Raw genomic sequence first — 15,894 nt, forward strand, 5'->3', positions numbered from 1 at the left:
GGAATCAACGGCTCCAACCGCTCCCACAACGCATCGGTCACCACCTCATCAACCACCCCAGAAGTGTCGAATATGGTGCACCACAGATCAAACCGACACACCGACTCATTCTGAACTGATCTGTAAAGGGGCTAGCGCACACCCGGCTTCCGCACGGGAACCGACTGATTCGCAAGGACCCGGCCAGACCCTTCGCTGGTGAGGCCGGGAACCTGCCGTCTTGCCGCCCCGGACAGCGACGCTCAGCGCAAGGCAGGGTCGGTTGCCATCGAACTGCTACCCGTACCCACCAAGAGTCCGTCGAGTCCGTCCAGGACCACGTTGGCCAGTTCGACCTGGACCGGGCGGGTCGAGTCCAGCACCAGGATTTGCGGGTTCGGGACCGGGGGCTGGGTATAGCAGATCGTGCGGACCATGCGAGTTCCCGGCGCGACCTGCGAGAGCAGCACGCTCTGCTTGCCTCCGACCGGGACATCGATCTTTCGGGTATCGCCACCATCCACCGATACCCAGCACCCCAGTGGTTCGACCTCGGTGGAGGTGACGGTGACCTTCACCCGCTCACGGCCACCGACAGGCTCCGGATCCAACGCCGTCGCCGAGGCCGAGCCCGGCCACACCGCGACCGCCGTCGCTGCTGCCAGCGCGAGCACTGTAGCCCCAATAGTGTTGTGTCGCATCACATACCTCCGTTCACAACAGCACAGGATCGGAGCCCTGCTACTGCGGACTATGTGGACCGAAACCGGCCCTGCAACCAGTCTTGGCCCGGCCGCTGTAACCGGCTGAAGTAGCGGCCTACCCCAATCGCGTCGGAGATCGCATCGCGAGATGACCGACCGCGAGCACGGTCAAGACCGGTCGTCCGCTTCTCGGATACTGCGGCATGCCGTGGCCCGCTCGTGCACCGGGCATTCACGCACATCAACAGCCGTCGACGTACTCGGGCTTGCCGATCACCGTGTGCTCCTCGACCCGGGCACCGTCGGCGAGCGTCACGCCGCCGTGCACGACCGCGAGCGCCCCGGCCCACCACGATCGGGCGAAGCGTGCCGAGGTGGTCGGCGGGCACGAGCACCGCGAACCTGCTGATCCGCGTATCGGGTTCGGCGTGCAGCAGACCGGCACGGTCGAGTTCGGTCACGGTCATCTCCGAGCCGGCCATCAGGGTGTGTGGCGTCGGTGATCCCGTAGTGGTGTGGATGGTCATGGCGTCGCTCCTGCGCCGCGGCGGGGACGGAGGCGACGAACCGGTTCTCATCGACCACAGGCTTTGCGGCACAGGAGAATCTGTTGCAGGATCTGCAAATCCGCTGACGCAGTGCGTGTTCTGCTCGATATCGTCGAAGTCCGGTCCGAGCAAGGAAACGCGACGATGGACGACCGCGCGATCGGGGACACCCACACGGTGCGTGATGCCCTGGACCGCGGAGACCACGGCGCGGTCGTGCGCGCGGTACGCCGCGCCCACAACCTCACCCCCGCCGAGATGGCCGCCCGCAGCAACTACCTCTCGTTCACGGTTCTCGTAGGCTAAATCGGTGCGGGCGGTGACCATGTTGCGGGTGCTGCAGACGCTGGGTGATCTGGCGCGCCTGTATCTAGGACGCTGACCGCAGTGGACCGTGTCCTGTCCCTGAGTGGGCAGGACATGTCCGGCGGTGTGGTGGCCAGACTTGCGCCCGGTTCAGGGTGCGGTCATCCGTTGCAGGTGACGCGGGGTTTCTTGGGCGTCACCGAGCGAGCGATGTCCGCCGCCGTTGGGTAGCCACCGCGGTGAGCGGGCGTGGTTGGCTCTGGGGATCATGACGTCGGCCCAGTGGTTGGCGTCGGCGCAGTCGCCGACGATGACCGTCTGGTCGTAGTCGGCCTTGTAAGCCAATACGATTCGATCTTTGGTCACCCGAAACACTTTCGGATAAATGGTCTTCCAGTCCGGCACGCCCTCGGCGGCGACGTCGTCATCGCTGATGCCGTGTACCGCCTGCGCGTCGGGGGTGATCGGGATGCCGGGGTTGACCGGGGTGTCGAGCAGGGTCGTCCCGGTGCAGGCGTCGATGACCGCGATCTCGCAGACCGCGCCGTAACGGTAGGTGGTCTCGGTGTCAGCGCAGACAATAGCCGCACCAAAGTCCTTGGACAGGTGTCGGTTTCAGTTGCGTGGCGGTTTAGCCGCGTCGTAGCTACGCCGGTTGTCGATGATGTGTTCTCGGTGCGTGTCCGCCCATTCGGCCAATGCTGTCGTGGCGTCGAGCAGCGTGGTGCCCAGCGGGGTGAGGGCGTAGTCCACCCGTGGTGGGACGGTCGGGTGAACGGTGCGGGTGAGCAGGCCGTCGCGTTCGAGTTGGCGCAGGGTCAGGGTGAGCATGCGTTGGGAAATGCCGGTGACCGCACGATGCAGCTCACCGAAGCGCAGGGTCTGATCACGCAAGCAGCCGATGACCAGGATGCTCCACTTGTCACCGATCAACGACAGGATCTGCAATACCTCTCGGCATATCGTCTCCTGTGACTGGCCACCACCCGCTTCGGAGGTCGAAGGGGTGGACGGCGCCGCGTTCGGGCTGGTCAACGGTTACCTCCGTGTGCGTCACCGACACGAATGTGCCGTCTTGCGCCGCCCCGCCTCGGTCACAAATCATGTTGTCACCAACAGAGAGTAACCATCCAGGCCGGGCGATTCCGGCGGAGAAGGACGTGCGTTGACAAAGACTCTCGCCATTGTCGGAGCCGGCCCAGGACTGGGGATGGGCGTAGCTCGCGCGTTCGGCCGCAACGGCTTCCGGGTAGGGCTGATCGCTAGAAACCGCGACACACTCGACCGCATGGTCGGTCAGTTGGTCGATCAAGGCATCACCGCCGCCGCGTTCCCCGCCGATATCCGCGACCCGGACACGTTGACCGCCGCGCTCACCACGGTCGAGGACCAGCTGGGGCCGGTCGAGGTACTCGAGTACAGCCCCAGCCCGACCGGACCGATCACCGGCGCCACCGGCACCACCACCGAGTCCGCAGCAGCCCAGTTCGAACTCCACGTCCTGGGCGCGATCACCGCAGTACACACCGTGCTACCGGGCATGCTGACCCGAGGGCAGGGGACGCTGCTGCTGACAACAGGAGTGTCCTCCACGGTCCCGGCACCGTTCTTGGCCAACGTGGGCCTGGCCATGGCAGGTCTGCGTAACTGGGCACACACCCTGCATGCCGAACTACGCTCCCGCGGAATACATGTGGCCACCGTGACCATCGCCTCCGGCGTCATCCCCGGTGATCCCATAGCCGACCCCGACCACATCGGCGCCCGCTACTACCAATCACACCACCGACGCGACCAGGCCGAAGAAGTCATCGGCGACCTCGACACCTTCCGCCGACTCGTCACCGAATGGACCAGTAACCACAGACGATCGACATCGTCTGTAGTGAAATGACCATCCAACCGGCCGGTCCCGCCGTTCGACACGCACACCGCCAATCGAATCTATTCCGGCAGTCCAAGGAACAATTTCGTACGTGTCGGCCTGGGCGCAGTCATCGCGATACCGGTCGCGGTGACCGTGGCCATGATCTTCTGGCTGTCGAGCTACGACAACCGGCCGACGACGACGGCCTGCGGACCCGGCGGCCACGTCGATACGAGGAACCGCACGCCGAACCACCCAACATGCCTGCTCGCCAGACCAGGGGGCCAGCGATAGCTGGACCTCGGCGCCAAGTACCGCAAGCTGATGCGTGAACGCCACCCGCTCTACCGCGAGGTGGCGACCGTCCGCGTGCGCACCGACGGACGCAGTCCGGGTCGGGTCGTCCGCATGATCCTGGACAAACTCGGCATGGACTCCATGTTGAGGTGGCCGGTGTCGAGTCGGTGCCGGTTTTTTTGGGTGAGACGAAGGTGACGGACGGTGTTCCACGACAGCGAACAGTGCCTGGTCGTCGCCTTCGGCCAGGACCGCGGGCGATATCGGCAGGCAGGCAGGGTGGTCCAGGTCAGTGAGTTCGTCGTGCCGTTACCGCATGAGACGGAAATGCCGCTGGTCGACTGGTGGGGCTGCCGCCGAACACGAGGGCTTCCTGATCCGGCCTTTCGACTGCCCGACTTCCTCCAACAAGGAGTCCCGGGCTGGCCAATGCTCGTCGCCGGCTCACCACAGTGTTGTCCGGCATAGACAGGCCACCGATTGATCGCAAGGCGGTCCGCAGTCAGGCTCGATCGAGTGGGTTGGCGGTGATGAGGGCGGCGACTCCGTTGCGTAGGGCCTCGGCAGGGCCGCCGTGGGGTTTACGACCAGCCTGGGCCTGGAAGCAGGTGAGGAATTCGTCGGCTATGCCGATGCGGGGGTGGCGTTCCAGGACGCCGAGACGGAATTCGGTGGGGAACGTTTCGTAGGCTTGGCCCGCGATGTCCACCGCGGTGCCGTATCCCAGGAGATGGCCTTCGGGGTCGACGGTTGCCTCGACCCCGTCCGCCATATGACGGACGACCACCTCGGATACTCGTACTCGTCGTTGGACGGGCCAGCCGACAGCGGCGCCGAAGACCCACGCCAGGTGGCCCCCGGCAACCTCGAACGAGAGGCTGTGGTTGTCGAACTCCTCGACAAGGCCGAGGTCGTGGAGAAGGGCAGCGATATAGAGAAGTTCGGCGTCTAAGTCGATGCCGCTGAGCTCTGTCTTGGAGCTTCACCTCGCCATTGTGCCTTGGACTCAACGCCACCACCGCACTCGAACTGCGATGTGTCGGTGATGAACTCAGCTTCTACGGCCGGTTCGAAGACACAGCTACCGCGTAGGTCGGAAGCTTCGTTGGAAACCGATGGTCGATCGTTGCAATGCAACAAGGACGCCCCGCGACGGCGGCATCATCGAGACGATCTGTGTCGCGCAAGGGGTACCTCGGTATCGGATCGAGGTACCGCTGGGGAGTGATGTGCTCGTGGATGGACCGTTCCTAGCCTGAGTCGCATGCCTACAGTCCTGAGAATCGTCGCGACGATCGCTCTCGCCGGAACAGTCACCGGTGCCGGAATCGTGGTCGGTTCAGCGGGTTCCGCACCGGTGGAGACCATGCGGCGGGTGGCGGTGATCGGTCTCGGTGGCACCATCGCCGGTACCTCCGACCGGCGCACCGATCTGGAAACCTATCGGCCTGGTACTCGCCCGATCGTTGAGCTCGTCGACTCCTTGCGTCCTGAAGTCGGTGAACTCGCGGCGTTGTCGACCGAGGACTTCGGGCAGAAGGGGTCCGGCGACTACACCGTCGCCGACATCTACGATCTGGCGCGGCTGGTCGAACGCCGCCTCGAAGACCATGACTCCGTCGTGGTCAGCACAGGTTCGGCCACTATGGAAGAGCTGAGCTATTTCCTCGACCTCACCGTGCGCAGCACGAAACCGGTCGTGGTGACCGGTGCGATGCGACCATGGACCGCGATCGGAAGCGACGGACCGGTCAACTTGTACAACGCGATTCGCCTGGCAGCGAGCAACCGGACCACCTGTTTCGGCACTGTCATCACCCTCAACGACCAGATCCTGCCCGCCCGCGACGCCACGAAAACCGACTCGACCCGCGTGAACACGTTCACCACCCGCGAATACGGCGATCTCGGCACCATCGACCAGGCCGGTATCCGCCTGCAACGCGCGCCCGCTCGCGTCCGATACTGTGACGATCCCGCCCGGTGGACAACGCCGTTCGACCTGACCACGATCAACAACGGCACCCTCCCGCGCGTCGACATCGTCCACAGCTACCTCGGCGCCCCGGCCGAGCCCATCACCGCCGCCGTCGCCGCGGGCGCCAAGGGCATGGTCTTCGCGGGCACGCCCTCGCCGGACCAGGCGACCGCCGCGATGGCGGCCAAGGGTGTCGCCTTGGTCGCCACCAACGCCTACGGCTCCGGCGCGATCACCGTCGACCCGAAGATGGGCGTGGTCAGCGGCGGCGACCTCGCTCCCAAGAAAGCGCGCCTGCTACTCCTGCTGGCACTGGCCAGGACTACCGACCACGATCAGATCGTGGCCTGGTTCGGTGAATACGGCAACCAACAGTTCTGAGGCGGCCCGCGGGTGAGGCGCCGAGCAAATGCCGCAGGGCGTATTCGGCGGTGCGGTCGATTACCTCTTCGGGTGGGCCGTCGAATCGGCAGTGAGTGGCCGATCGCGTTGTCTCGGCGGTAACGCAGAACCACACAGATCCGGGCGCGTGATCCATCTGCGGATCGGGTCCGACCGCACCGGTGACGGCCACCGCGAGGTCGGCGTCCAGCAGTGACCGCACGCCGACGGCCATCGCGTCGGCGGCGCTCTAGCAGACGGCGGAACCGTCCGGCACGTCGAGCGCCTTGTGTTTGACATGGCGTATGTAGGCCACCACGCCACCGCTGAACCGGTCCACGGCCTCCGGCACGGCTCCTGGCGAGCATCGAGGGCAGATGGCGGGTCATCGGTTCTGCTGTGTGGCTGGTCGTGGCCTGCTTGAGCACCGACCGTGATCGGACCATGCGGCGGGGGATCCTGGATCGGTCCGCCGCGCTGCGGCCAGGCGTGAGGGGTTGGGCTGGAACGTGTTTCGGCTCGCAGGCGGTAGGCTCTGCTGTGGCCGCGGGGTCGAGGCCCGGTGGTGTGGTCACCCCGCAGAGGGATTCGGAGCGCAGCGATGTCGTCCTCGTTCGGTCATGAGACCGCTGTTCTGGCCGATCCGGTCGTACCAGGTCGGTTCACGGCGACGCTGAGCGAGGACTGGAGGGCGCCGGTGTACCCGAACGGCGGCATCACCGCCGCGCTCGCCGCGCGAGCGATGCAGCAACTGTTCGATCAGCCGCTGCGGTCGGTCCACACCTTGTTCGTCAGTCCGGTGCCGCCGGGATCGGTCACCGTGGACGTGACCGTACTGCGCCGGGGGCGCACGGTGAGCCAGGCCAGCGCCACGCTCACCACCGCGACCGGCGTGGGGCTGGTCGCGACCGCCGCCTTCGGTGCGGACCGGCCCGGATTCGACTTCGCCGATGTCGAGATTCCCCGTCGTGCGCCTGTCGAGCACTGCCGGTCGGTCGATGAGATGGCCCTCGCCGAAGGAATCGAATTACCACCTATGTGGCGACAGTTGGACGCGCGGCTGGCTCACGGGCACTCTCCTCGGGATCCCGAGCCGCGATGGTCGTCCGAACAGACCTACTGGTACCGGTTCCGGCAACCGCCACGCGACGAGCACGGCGTCCTCGATCCCGTAGCGCTGCTCGTCCTCGCCGATACGATGGCCGGTGCCATCGGCGAACGCCTGGGCAGCGAGGCCGGGCGATGGCTTGCCCCCACCGCGGAAATGACGGTACGGCTGCTGGAACCCGCTCGCGGCGAATGGATTCTGTCTCGCGCCCGCGCCCATCGATCCCGTGACGGCTACATCAGCCTCGAGAACGAACTCTGGGATCCCGCGACCGGCACCCTCGCGGCCCACGCCACCCAACTTGCGTTCTTCTCCTTCCCGACACCATGACCAGGCCGACGGCGACGTCTCCGGGGTGGGCACCGTCGATACCGGGACACCGAGGTCGCGCGGCTGATCGAGACCGAGCTGCGTCGGCCGAACACCGTCTCATCGGCGGCCACGTGGAACTGGACGCGGCCGACGGCATCCCGAGAGGAGTACCTGCGCAACATCTGCAATCGACGTCGTGTCGACAACATCGGCGAAGTTTGGGCCGACGTGCTGGGTTTTCTCGGTGGTGGCGCAACGGCGACGGCCCCGCACCGGTGAGGGGCGGGGCCGTCGAAGCCTGTGACGATCAGAGAACGCGTACGTCCTGGGCCTGCGGACCCTTCTGGCCCTGGCCGATCTCGAACTCCACGCGCTGTCCCTCGTCGAGGGACTTGAATCCGGAGCCGCTGACGGACGAGTAGTGCACGAAGACGTCGGGACCTCCGCCGTCTTGGGCGATGAAGCCGAAGCCCTTCTCGCTGTTGAACCATTTCACGCTGCCTTGAGCCATCTCATACTTTCTGTTCCAGCCAGAGCCCTGATACGGAGAATGCCCTGGTCTTCAAGGTCAACGCCGCCGATCACGAATAGGTTCCACGCTTCCGATCGTGGAGCGGCTCGCGTTCGGCGGAATTGTGGTTCAGATAGAGCACCGTCCCGTTCGCGAACCGGTGCCAGCGGGCACCAGCGATGTCTCGCGGGCTGCGACGACAGCCACGACGAGATCGAAGCCGCGCGACACGAATTCGACGCCACAATACCGGCGCGCCGATGACTGCCAGCATCCGAACACGCCTGCGCAACCGAGCCCAGAACACGTTTCCGGCCCTTTGGCGGTGCTGGCTGCGGAGCGCATGTCATTGCAACCGCCTTACCGGAGGACGAGGACTACGTGCGCAAGCTGGGAGCTGCTGAAGTCATCGGCTACTGTGCCGTCGACCATTTATGACCACTCGGCCATCTGCTGCGATCAACTCACCATCTTGACGGCGACCGGCGAACATTGCTGACATCCGAGCCCGCTACCGAAGAATCCGTCGTCGTCAGCCCTGTCGCCAGTTTCCGATCGATTACTGGGATGAGGGAAATAGTGGTGCGGATGGGTGCGTCACAAGGAATTGCGTCGGACCCGGGAACTTCTCCAGAAGTTTAGTGAACTGTGGAATTTGCGGCCACAACCCGTTGATCATGGACCAAGCCTCCATCCAGCTCGTGGATGGCCTGGTGGTCTACCTATGTAGACCGCGAGTCCATGGGCCCGTCAACTACCACGCGGGGTTGTGCCGCCCGACACCGATTATGGGACGGTCTTGAACCATGCTCAGCGAATCCACAGTCCAGGACGTAAACACGCTGGACTGGATACTCGACGGCATGCTCCGAAGGGTTCCGCACGGTGAACACGCTGTAGTCTTTTCTGCTGACGGCATGCCATTGGCCTGTTCTCGAAATCTCGACAACGTGAACACTGAATTCTTTGCCGCTGCCGGCTCGGCGATACAAAGCCTGGCTCTAGCGGTCGGCGTCATGCTTGACAAAGGCGGGCCACGGCACACTCTCGTCGAGTTGGTCGAGGGCTACCTTGTCATTGCAGCGGTTGAGGAGAACGCCCACTTGGGATTATTGGCAACCGATGACGCCGAACTCGGCTTGGTCGCCAGGGAAATGGTCGCTACAGTTCCGCTGATTCGTCACCAACTCCGCGCTATGCGACAGTTCTGTTGATACGGCAGTAGAGGTCCGCGACGACGGTCCCAGCGACTCGTCCGCGGCGAAGACCCCGGCCGGGAGATCACTGGTGAGTACGCTACCGGCGCCTACGACAATATTCGCGCCGATCATGACGTCGGGACAGACGATGACACTCCCGCCCAGCCACACGTTGTCGCCTATGGTGACCGGGGCTGCGGCCTCCCAGTGCTGTCGTCGCAGCTCGTGATCGTCCAGCGGGTGCGGTGCCGTCAGCAGCTGAGCCCGGGGGCCGATGAACACATCGTTGCCGATGACCACCGGGACGCGGTCCATCATGATCGCATCCGAGTTCAGGGAACAATCCGAAAAATACTGAGCAGCAGCGGAACTCACACGGCTATCGACCCGATGGCCTCGAGGAGAAATTATACGGCGTCGTCTCCGTGGGGTGCTGATTCGCAGCGTGGAGCCTGCACCAGATCTCCCAGATCGTTCGCGACCAGATCCGCGCCGACGACATTGTTGTGACCGGTTGCTTCCGCGAGTTGACGCACGAGTTCAGGTCGGGCGAGTCTCTGTCATCTGGTTGCCGAAATCGCCCAGCTTGCACAGGCGTGGACTGGAACCGTGTGACGCTGGGCCGATATGGTACGTGCTCGTACAGCGTTCTGCGGGTGGTGGTTCGGCTCGCCACGCTTCTGTTTCGCAGTGCAGCTCGATTCGGTGTTGGTGGTCCGGCGGGTGCACACTGGTTGCCTGTGGACGGCTTCGCTGGTGAGCTCGAGTTGTTGCGGGCGGAGAATGCCCGGTTGCGGAACCTGTTGCGGCTCACCGAGGAACAGTCATGTGCGCCGGCCGGTGATCAGACCGCTGCCGCGGTGGCACCGGTGGACATGGGATCGAGTCCTCAGGACAAGGTCCGGTTCTATCTCGATTTGTTCGCGTGCCGTTCGGATACGTATGCGCTGCGCTGGGAGGATAGTCGTGATGGACGGTCTGGGTGGTCTCCGGCGATTCGAGGTCGATGGCGTAAGGGAATGGCGACGTCGGAGGCGTCGTATCTCCCGTTGACCGGCGACGTCGTGGACCGGCATCTACGTGGTGCGCACCATATCGGTTTGTACCCGCTCTCGGATGAGGATACGTGCTGGTGGATTGCAGCCGATTTCGACGCGAGGCAGCTATGTTGGTCGATCGGTCGCGTTCAGGAATTTCTCGACCGACTTGTTGAATATCTCGGGTTGTTCGAGCATCGGCAGGTGGCCGGTTTCGGCGATGATTTCCACATTTTGCACGCTGGTCGTGGCGGCGGCGAACGCTCGTAGGTCGGCTTCGGGAGCTATCTTGTCCTGCTGGCCGCCGATGAGCAGGATCGGACACTTCACGCCCGCCAGGGCGGGGGTGAAGTCGTAGCCCAATCCTTGCCGAAGGGTGGAGAAGGTCCCGGGACCACCTGCGCCGGAAAGGAAGTGGCGCACGGTCGAGTCCGGTAGGTGGTCGGGGTGGGGGACGTAGGGCGACATCGCCAATCGTCGCACCCACGCCACGTCGACGATCGCGTCTTGTAGTCGCCGGGGCAGGGGGATGCCCGCGGTGGCGGCTTCGACGAGGAAGTTCGCCAGCGCCGGGTCTCGTCGCAACGTCGCGATCGGCGAATGGAACAATGACACGACCGAGGTGATCGGCCCACTCGCGAGGACCATCCGCCGCACGATCTCGGGCCGTCGGGCCGCGACCTCGCAGGCGAGCAGGGTCCCCATCGAGTGTCCGATCAGGTCGAGTCGGTCCACGCCGGTCATGGCCCGGATCGCTTCCACTATCCGTACCACGGGTTCGACGCCGGGTTCGGTGGGCATCTCCGAGTCGCCGAAACCTGGCAGATCGAGCGCGAACACGCGGCGATTCGGCGCGAGCGCGGGAACGGTCAGGGCCCAGTGCGCGGCACACCCACCCATACCGTGGATCAGGACGCACACCCTCTCACCGGCACCGGTGTGGGTGTACGCGACACGGCGATTGTCGACGACGATGTCGTGGCGGCGGGCGAGCAGCGTCTCTTCGATATTCGGGGGAGGGGATTCGTGCGATGTGACCATCCACCAACTCTACATAGTGAGTGTTCATTATGTTGATCGTTGGTGGGGTGTACTGTTCGTTGTCGTGGAACGGCGACGAACGCAGGCCGAGCGCCGCAGCGACACCAGGAAGCAGTTGCTCGACGCGGCGGCGGAAGTGTTCGCTCGCCGTGGTTATCGTGAGGCTTCGGTTGCCGAGATCGCCCGATCGGCCGGTTATTCGACCGGAGCGCTGTATGTCCATTTCTCCGGGAAACACGATCTGTTTCTGGCGTTGTTCGACACGGCGTTGACCGAGTGGGGGATGGGTTATCTGGACGCGACGTCGCAGGCTGGCACGGTTGCGGAGATGATCGAGGCGGCGGGGCGTCGATGGGGGCAGTTGCAGGACGAAAACCCCGCTCAGACAATGCTGTTCATGGAGTTCTGGTCGGTCGCGGTACGTGACAGCGACCTTCGGGGCGAGTTCGCGCAGCGGCACGCGGCAATGCGGGCGACCATCGGATCGCTGGTCGCCGGTCTGAGAAGTGCGACCGGTGTCGAACTCGGTGTGTCCGAGGAGAAGGTCGGACCGATCCTGACCGCACTCGCCGACGGATTTGCTCTGCAACGGCTCATCGACCCCGAGGCTGTCCCTGATTCGCTGTTCATCGAGGCGGTACAGGCCGTGCTGGGAATCCGGGAGTAGTAGTGCGGACGGCGGGTTTGGCCAGGTTGCTGGCCGACTGGCGGCGAAGGTAGCAAGGAACCGGCGCGCACCGGGCAGTTTCCTCTACAGCGTGGTGGTCGTGCTCACCGAGGTGTGCCCGCAACGGCCGGGCGGTCTCGGCGGCATCGACTGTCAGCCGAACCAGTCCAGCAGAACGTCTCGGACCCATCCCAGTGGGCCGCCGAGCTGATCCCGACCGCCCGCACCCTCGACGCCGACCGAGCCTGCGCGCTGGGCTTGCTCGCGGAGGTGTTGCCCGTCAACGGTTTCCGCGAGGCCGCGCTGGCCTGGTCGCGGCGCTTCACCCGGGTCGAATCGCCCGCGCTGTTCGCCGCCGTGCGCACGCTCCGGCGGGGACGGCGCACCGACCCGGAGGCGCTGCGATTCGAACGTGAGCAATTCACCGAACTCGTGGCCACCAGCGGCGCATTGCGCGCCTGGACACCGCCCGGCTGATCAGCTGCCCGACGCACCGCGCAGGAGCCGATGTCGATGTGCGCTGGCAGGATCGGCTGGCAGGCATCGACGCCGTCGGTGATTTGCCAGCTGGGCTCGTCTTCTGGTGGGAACGTCTCGGTGCGGGTGGGAGTGCGAGGCGGTCAGGTGCTGGGGGGTTTGATCGGTGCGACACGTTCGGCCATAGGGATCAGTACGGCTCGGGCGAAGGTGCGTAGTTCGGTCTCGTTGCGGACGTCGGGGTCGCTCGGGGGCAGGGCGAGATAGGTGAGGAACAGGCGTGCGAAGACGTCGGCGACCCAGCGTGCTTCCCGGGAGGGTCTTCCCGGTCGCTCGCCGTGCAGGTGCCGGGCGATGAATGCTGTTCCGGTGCCGAGGAATTCGCTGTCAGGGTTGTTCGCCAGTTCGAGGACGCTGCCGGGTGAGGTCTCGGCGATGCGCCGCAGCATCGGGTGGCTGCGGGCGAACGCGACCGCGGCGAGGAACGCCTCGACGACGCGGTCGCTGGGGCGTTCGACGCCGTGCATGCCTGCGGCGACGGCGTCGAGGAAGCGCTGGGTCTCGCGGGCGACCAGCGCCCGCACCAGGTCGTCGCGACTGGGAAAGCGGCGGTAGACGGTGGTGCGTCCGAGGTTGCTGCGACGCACGACGTCTTCCATCCGTACCCGGTCCAGGCCGACGGCGGCGGCTTCGGCGACTGCCGCGTCGAGAATGCGTTCGACGGTTGTTTCCGATGCCGTCGAGGTGTTCGTGGCACCGCGATTGAGCAAGTTCGACAGCGCGGTCGGCTCGGAGGTCATCGGCCGATTATCGCCGACGCGCCGGCGGCCGGTGACGCGCTGGTGCCGACACGGGCTCGGGCTTGGCGAGAGAAGGGCGGTTCGCCCACCACCCAGCGGGTCAGGGGTGGATTGGCTCGTAGGTAGGGGTCGAAGGCCAGCGTGTGTACCGCCCGCGGATGGTGGAAGCCGCTCATACGTCGGGCCCAGGAGGGTGCCAGGCTCATTCCGGCGTGCACGAAGTAGGCGTGCAGAGCGCGATCGAGCGGGGCCGGTGCGCGCACCGGCAGCAGCGGTGAGGTCATCAGGAATTCGAAGAACTCCAGGGTCTGTTCGGTGACGGCGAGGTGAGGGCGCATGGAGTCGACGAATTCGCGTAGTTCGGTCATCGACTCGGGCACGTCGCTGCCGCCTGCCAGACGTCCGATGACGGCTTGTTCCTTGAGGTATCGGTCTTTCTCCGCGGGGGTAAGCGGTGCGCAATAACGCTCGTAGCTGCGCAGGATCATCCAGGGGATGGCGGTGTGGACCCAGGTGAGCAATCGTGGGTCCAGGGCCTCGAAGGGGGTGCCGTCGGGGCGTACGCCGTTGATGTGGCCGTGGATGCGCTTGACCTGCTCGATGAGTCCGGTGGCGGCGTCGGTGTTGCCGAAGGTGGTGGTCAGTACATAGCCCAGGGTCGTGCGGGCACGTCGGTAGGGGTCCTGGCGGTAGGTGGACAGCTGCTGGACACCGGCCATGACCGAGGGGTGCAGCAGTTCCAAGACGATCGCGCTCGTTCCTGCGTGCACGATCGAGGCCAGGTCACTGTTGATCTTCCACGACACGCTGTCGGGACCGCAGAGCCCTGGATCGCCGGCGGGTCCGCCGTAGATCGCCGGGTCGTCGTGACGGCCGCCGATGGTCTCCATGGTGGTGAGGATGCTGCGTTTGAGAATGTTCACGACGGCTCCGTGTGAGATTGATGGTACTGATCGTGTACTAAAAGTACCACGCGAAGAGTGAACGCTTCGAATGCTCGGTGACCTTTTCACGAGGCCGCGATTATCGGTGGTGGATTCTCCGGGATCGGCGCCGCGATCGAACTCGCCAGGATCGGGATCGAGGACTACGTGATCCTGGAGGCCGGAGATGGAATCGGCGGTGCGTGGCATTGGAACACCTATCCCGTTGTGGGTGTGGATATCCCGTCGTTCAGCTACCAGTTCTCTTTCGATCAGCGCGCGGACTGGTCGCGTGTCAGCTGCCCCCACGCCAACAGCTACTACTTCGACCGCCACGGCGACGTGCCCTTGCGGCCCTCGACGTCGGTGAGCGCGGCCATCCGCAGTGCCCGTTTCGATCTCGACGACTATCGCTTCCTGGTGAATACCGGACATCTGCGATGAGCCGCCCGGCGAGGCCGACGGCTATTGGGATGGTTGGTACTATTGGTACTTCATCAGTACCTGAGATATCGTGGTGGCTATGTGGAAGAAGGTCGTGACGGCGGCGATGGTGCTGCTGTTTTCCAATACTGCTCCGATAGCGACCGCCGATCCGGTTATCGCTCAACCGCATTCGCGGCTGGTCTTCGCTGCGGCAGAGGAGGTTTCGACCCTGCACGGATTCACCACCGGTCGAGCACCTGATCCGGACACGTACTGGACTGTGCCACGTGATCTGAGTGCCTACACCCCCGAGCTATGGCGACTGCTCGGACAACAGGGTGCATGGATCTCGGTCAATATGCGATGGCAACGCGATTTCGGGCCTGTCCCGGAAGGTAAGCCACGGTTCGACGAACTGCCCGCCTTCCTGGAGACCGCCGCGCGCAATCACGTCGGCGTCGTCGCGTGGCTGACCGTCCCCTACGCCGACGGCTATTGGGCGACCGAGGACAACCTCGCCCTACATGAACAGATGGTCCGCGATTTCGACGTGTGGGCGCGGAACATCGAATTCCGGCCCGAGCGGGTACTGCTCGACCTGGAAGCACCCTTGGTCGACACCGCCGTCTCCGGTAATATTCTCCGACAACCTATTACGGCCGCGCGAATGCTCGCCGCCAATATCGACCCGGCCCGCCAATGCGAAGCGATGCACGGCTACGAACGGGTGGTCGCGTGGTTGGAAGACCACGGATACCCGACCATCGCGGCTGCCTACTCGTTCCTGCTCGACGACCTCGCCGACGGCGACACCGCGCTGTCGGACGGATTGGATATGCCCTTGCCGCGACCCGGCACATTTCGCGAGGTGGCTTTCATGGCAATGCGTTCGGTCTACGCCACACTCATCGGCAGCGACCCGGGACCCTCGATCCACTCCGCCTACATAGGCGATATGCGTCGCTGGTACGGCAATACCGCGACGTTCAGCCTGGGGGAAGCTGGAGAAGGCCCCTACAAGGACAGCCTGGAGGAACTGATCACCGACACTCGACTGGCCGCGGCACTCACCACCGGCGACGTCGGCATCTACTCACTCGACAAAGCCCTCGCCGCCTACGGACTCGATGGGATCTCGAAACTTTTCGACTCCGTCGAAAACCCTTTGACCGGCGCCGAACTCGACAGCGCCACCGCCCCCTCGGCGGGAGCGGCCGCGGCCAGAGCACTGATCGGGCTGGAGAACACAGTGACCGGCGCGGCCGTGCCTCTGGTGACGGCCGGTCGCGGCGCTGCCCAGCAAGCCAACACATGGCCGACGACATGCTGACGC

At 64.8% G+C, this 15,894-nt stretch carries 20 protein-coding genes and 2 pseudogenes; 12 read left to right on the top strand and 10 right to left on the bottom strand.

Annotation, left to right across the window (positions count from 1 at the left end; translation table 11 throughout):
- Positions 1-242: 242 nt before the first annotated feature.
- The gene (locus JZ792_RS00005; protein WP_216905393.1) at positions 243-680 is read right to left on the bottom strand and encodes a hypothetical protein; all 438 of its coding nucleotides are present in this window, start codon (positions 678-680) and stop codon (positions 243-245) included.
- A 641-nt stretch (positions 681-1,321) separates the two neighbouring features.
- Between JZ792_RS00005 and JZ792_RS00010 the strand changes: the two genes are divergently transcribed.
- The gene (locus JZ792_RS00010) at positions 1,322-1,537 is read left to right on the top strand and encodes a hypothetical protein (RefSeq protein ID WP_216905395.1); all 216 of its coding nucleotides are present in this window, start codon (positions 1,322-1,324) and stop codon (positions 1,535-1,537) included.
- A 150-nt stretch (positions 1,538-1,687) separates the two neighbouring features.
- Here the strand turns inward: JZ792_RS00010 and JZ792_RS43160 are convergent, their stop codons facing one another.
- Together JZ792_RS43160 and JZ792_RS00020 are read right to left on the bottom strand one after the other, a co-directional pair.
- Positions 1,688-2,143: a 3'-5' exonuclease gene (locus JZ792_RS43160; protein WP_216906062.1), complete on the bottom strand. Its 456-nt coding sequence runs from the start codon at positions 2,141-2,143 to the stop codon at positions 1,688-1,690.
- Positions 2,144-2,152: 9 nt separating this feature from the next.
- Positions 2,153-2,500 carry a winged helix-turn-helix transcriptional regulator gene (locus JZ792_RS00020; protein ID WP_308165107.1) on the bottom strand — a complete coding sequence of 116 codons (348 nt, stop codon included), beginning with the start codon at positions 2,498-2,500 and terminating at the stop codon, positions 2,153-2,155.
- A 202-nt stretch (positions 2,501-2,702) separates the two neighbouring features.
- Between JZ792_RS00020 and JZ792_RS00025 the strand changes: the two genes are divergently transcribed.
- Complete coding sequence (locus tag JZ792_RS00025) at positions 2,703-3,431, top strand: SDR family NAD(P)-dependent oxidoreductase (protein ID WP_256461317.1); 729 nt, start codon at positions 2,703-2,705, stop codon at positions 3,429-3,431.
- A 270-nt stretch (positions 3,432-3,701) separates the two neighbouring features.
- Positions 3,702-3,899, top strand: a pseudogene (locus JZ792_RS41650) (hypothetical protein); the annotation flags it as partial.
- 304 nt (positions 3,900-4,203) lie between these two features.
- Here the strand turns inward: JZ792_RS41650 and JZ792_RS00030 are convergent.
- Positions 4,204-4,473, bottom strand: coding sequence for a hypothetical protein (locus JZ792_RS00030; protein WP_216905401.1), 270 nt, complete (start codon positions 4,471-4,473; stop codon positions 4,204-4,206).
- Between JZ792_RS00030 and JZ792_RS00035 the strand changes: the two genes are divergently transcribed.
- On the top strand, positions 4,474-4,653 hold the full coding sequence (locus JZ792_RS00035) for a hypothetical protein (RefSeq protein ID WP_216905403.1): 180 nt from the start codon (positions 4,474-4,476) through the stop codon (positions 4,651-4,653).
- A 312-nt stretch (positions 4,654-4,965) separates the two neighbouring features.
- Positions 4,966-6,060, top strand: a complete 1,095-nt coding sequence (locus tag JZ792_RS00040) for an asparaginase (RefSeq protein WP_216905405.1) — start codon at positions 4,966-4,968, stop codon at positions 6,058-6,060.
- On the opposite strand, the gene JZ792_RS43165 is transcribed toward JZ792_RS00040, so the two are convergent.
- Positions 6,002-6,295: a CinA family protein gene (locus JZ792_RS43165; RefSeq protein ID WP_216905406.1), complete on the bottom strand. Its 294-nt coding sequence runs from the start codon at positions 6,293-6,295 to the stop codon at positions 6,002-6,004. The genes JZ792_RS00040 and JZ792_RS43165 overlap by 59 nt on opposite strands.
- Positions 6,296-6,661: 366 nt before the next feature.
- On the opposite strand from JZ792_RS43165, the gene JZ792_RS00050 reads away from it, so the two are divergent.
- Entirely contained in the window at positions 6,662-7,498 is an 837-nt protein-coding gene (locus JZ792_RS00050) for a thioesterase family protein (RefSeq protein WP_216905407.1), read from the top strand.
- 289 nt (positions 7,499-7,787) lie between these two features.
- Here JZ792_RS00050 and JZ792_RS00055 read toward each other — a convergent pair whose 3' ends face one another.
- Positions 7,788-7,991 carry a cold-shock protein gene (locus JZ792_RS00055; protein WP_216905408.1) on the bottom strand — a complete coding sequence of 68 codons (204 nt, stop codon included), beginning with the start codon at positions 7,989-7,991 and terminating at the stop codon, positions 7,788-7,790.
- Between the two features lie 806 nt (positions 7,992-8,797).
- Here JZ792_RS00055 and JZ792_RS00060 point away from each other — a divergent pair.
- Positions 8,798-9,205, top strand: coding sequence for a roadblock/LC7 domain-containing protein (locus JZ792_RS00060; RefSeq protein WP_216905409.1), 408 nt, complete (start codon positions 8,798-8,800; stop codon positions 9,203-9,205).
- Here the strand turns inward: JZ792_RS00060 and JZ792_RS42840 are convergent.
- Entirely contained in the window at positions 9,101-9,508 is a 408-nt protein-coding gene (locus JZ792_RS42840) for a DapH/DapD/GlmU-related protein (protein WP_216906065.1), read from the bottom strand. The two genes, JZ792_RS00060 and JZ792_RS42840, sit on opposite strands and share 105 nt — an antisense overlap.
- 557 nt (positions 9,509-10,065) lie before the next feature.
- On the opposite strand from JZ792_RS42840, the pseudogene JZ792_RS43475 reads away from it, so the two are divergent.
- Positions 10,066-10,344 (top strand): annotated as a pseudogene (locus JZ792_RS43475) (TOTE conflict system archaeo-eukaryotic primase domain-containing protein); the annotation flags it as partial.
- Positions 10,345-10,353: 9 nt separating this feature from the next.
- Here the strand turns inward: JZ792_RS43475 and JZ792_RS00070 are convergent.
- Positions 10,354-11,268, bottom strand: a complete 915-nt coding sequence (locus tag JZ792_RS00070; RefSeq protein ID WP_216905410.1) for an alpha/beta fold hydrolase — start codon at positions 11,266-11,268, stop codon at positions 10,354-10,356.
- A gap of 64 nt (positions 11,269-11,332) precedes the next feature.
- On the opposite strand from JZ792_RS00070, the gene JZ792_RS00075 reads away from it, so the two are divergent.
- Together JZ792_RS00075 and JZ792_RS00080 are read left to right on the top strand one after the other, a co-directional pair.
- Complete coding sequence (locus JZ792_RS00075) at positions 11,333-11,935, top strand: TetR/AcrR family transcriptional regulator (RefSeq protein ID WP_216905411.1); 603 nt, start codon at positions 11,333-11,335, stop codon at positions 11,933-11,935.
- Positions 11,936-12,049: 114 nt separating this feature from the next.
- Positions 12,050-12,412 (top strand): enoyl-CoA hydratase/isomerase family protein, encoded by a 363-nt coding sequence (locus JZ792_RS00080; RefSeq protein ID WP_216905412.1) that lies wholly within the window; start codon positions 12,050-12,052, stop codon positions 12,410-12,412.
- Between the two features lie 143 nt (positions 12,413-12,555).
- Here the strand turns inward: JZ792_RS00080 and JZ792_RS00085 are convergent, their stop codons facing one another.
- Both JZ792_RS00085 and JZ792_RS00090 read right to left on the bottom strand, forming a co-directional pair.
- A complete protein-coding gene (locus tag JZ792_RS00085) occupies positions 12,556-13,212 on the bottom strand; it encodes a TetR/AcrR family transcriptional regulator (protein ID WP_216905413.1) in 657 nt (218 codons plus the stop codon).
- Positions 13,209-14,135, bottom strand: coding sequence for an oxygenase MpaB family protein (locus tag JZ792_RS00090; RefSeq protein WP_216905415.1), 927 nt, complete (start codon positions 14,133-14,135; stop codon positions 13,209-13,211). Before JZ792_RS00090 ends, JZ792_RS00085 begins: the two co-directional genes overlap by 4 nt.
- A 99-nt stretch (positions 14,136-14,234) precedes the next feature.
- Here JZ792_RS00090 and JZ792_RS00095 point away from each other — a divergent pair, with 99 nt between their 5' ends.
- Both JZ792_RS00095 and JZ792_RS00100 read left to right on the top strand, forming a co-directional pair.
- Positions 14,235-14,579: an NAD(P)-binding protein gene (locus tag JZ792_RS00095; RefSeq protein WP_216906067.1), complete on the top strand. Its 345-nt coding sequence runs from the start codon at positions 14,235-14,237 to the stop codon at positions 14,577-14,579.
- A 79-nt stretch (positions 14,580-14,658) separates the two neighbouring features.
- On the top strand, positions 14,659-15,891 hold the full coding sequence (locus JZ792_RS00100; protein ID WP_216905417.1) for a hypothetical protein: 1,233 nt from the start codon (positions 14,659-14,661) through the stop codon (positions 15,889-15,891).
- The last annotated feature ends 3 nt before the right edge of the window (positions 15,892-15,894 follow it).

The sequence above is a fragment of the Nocardia noduli genome (assembly GCF_019038455.1).
Classification (GTDB): domain Bacteria; phylum Actinomycetota; class Actinomycetes; order Mycobacteriales; family Mycobacteriaceae; genus Nocardia; species Nocardia noduli.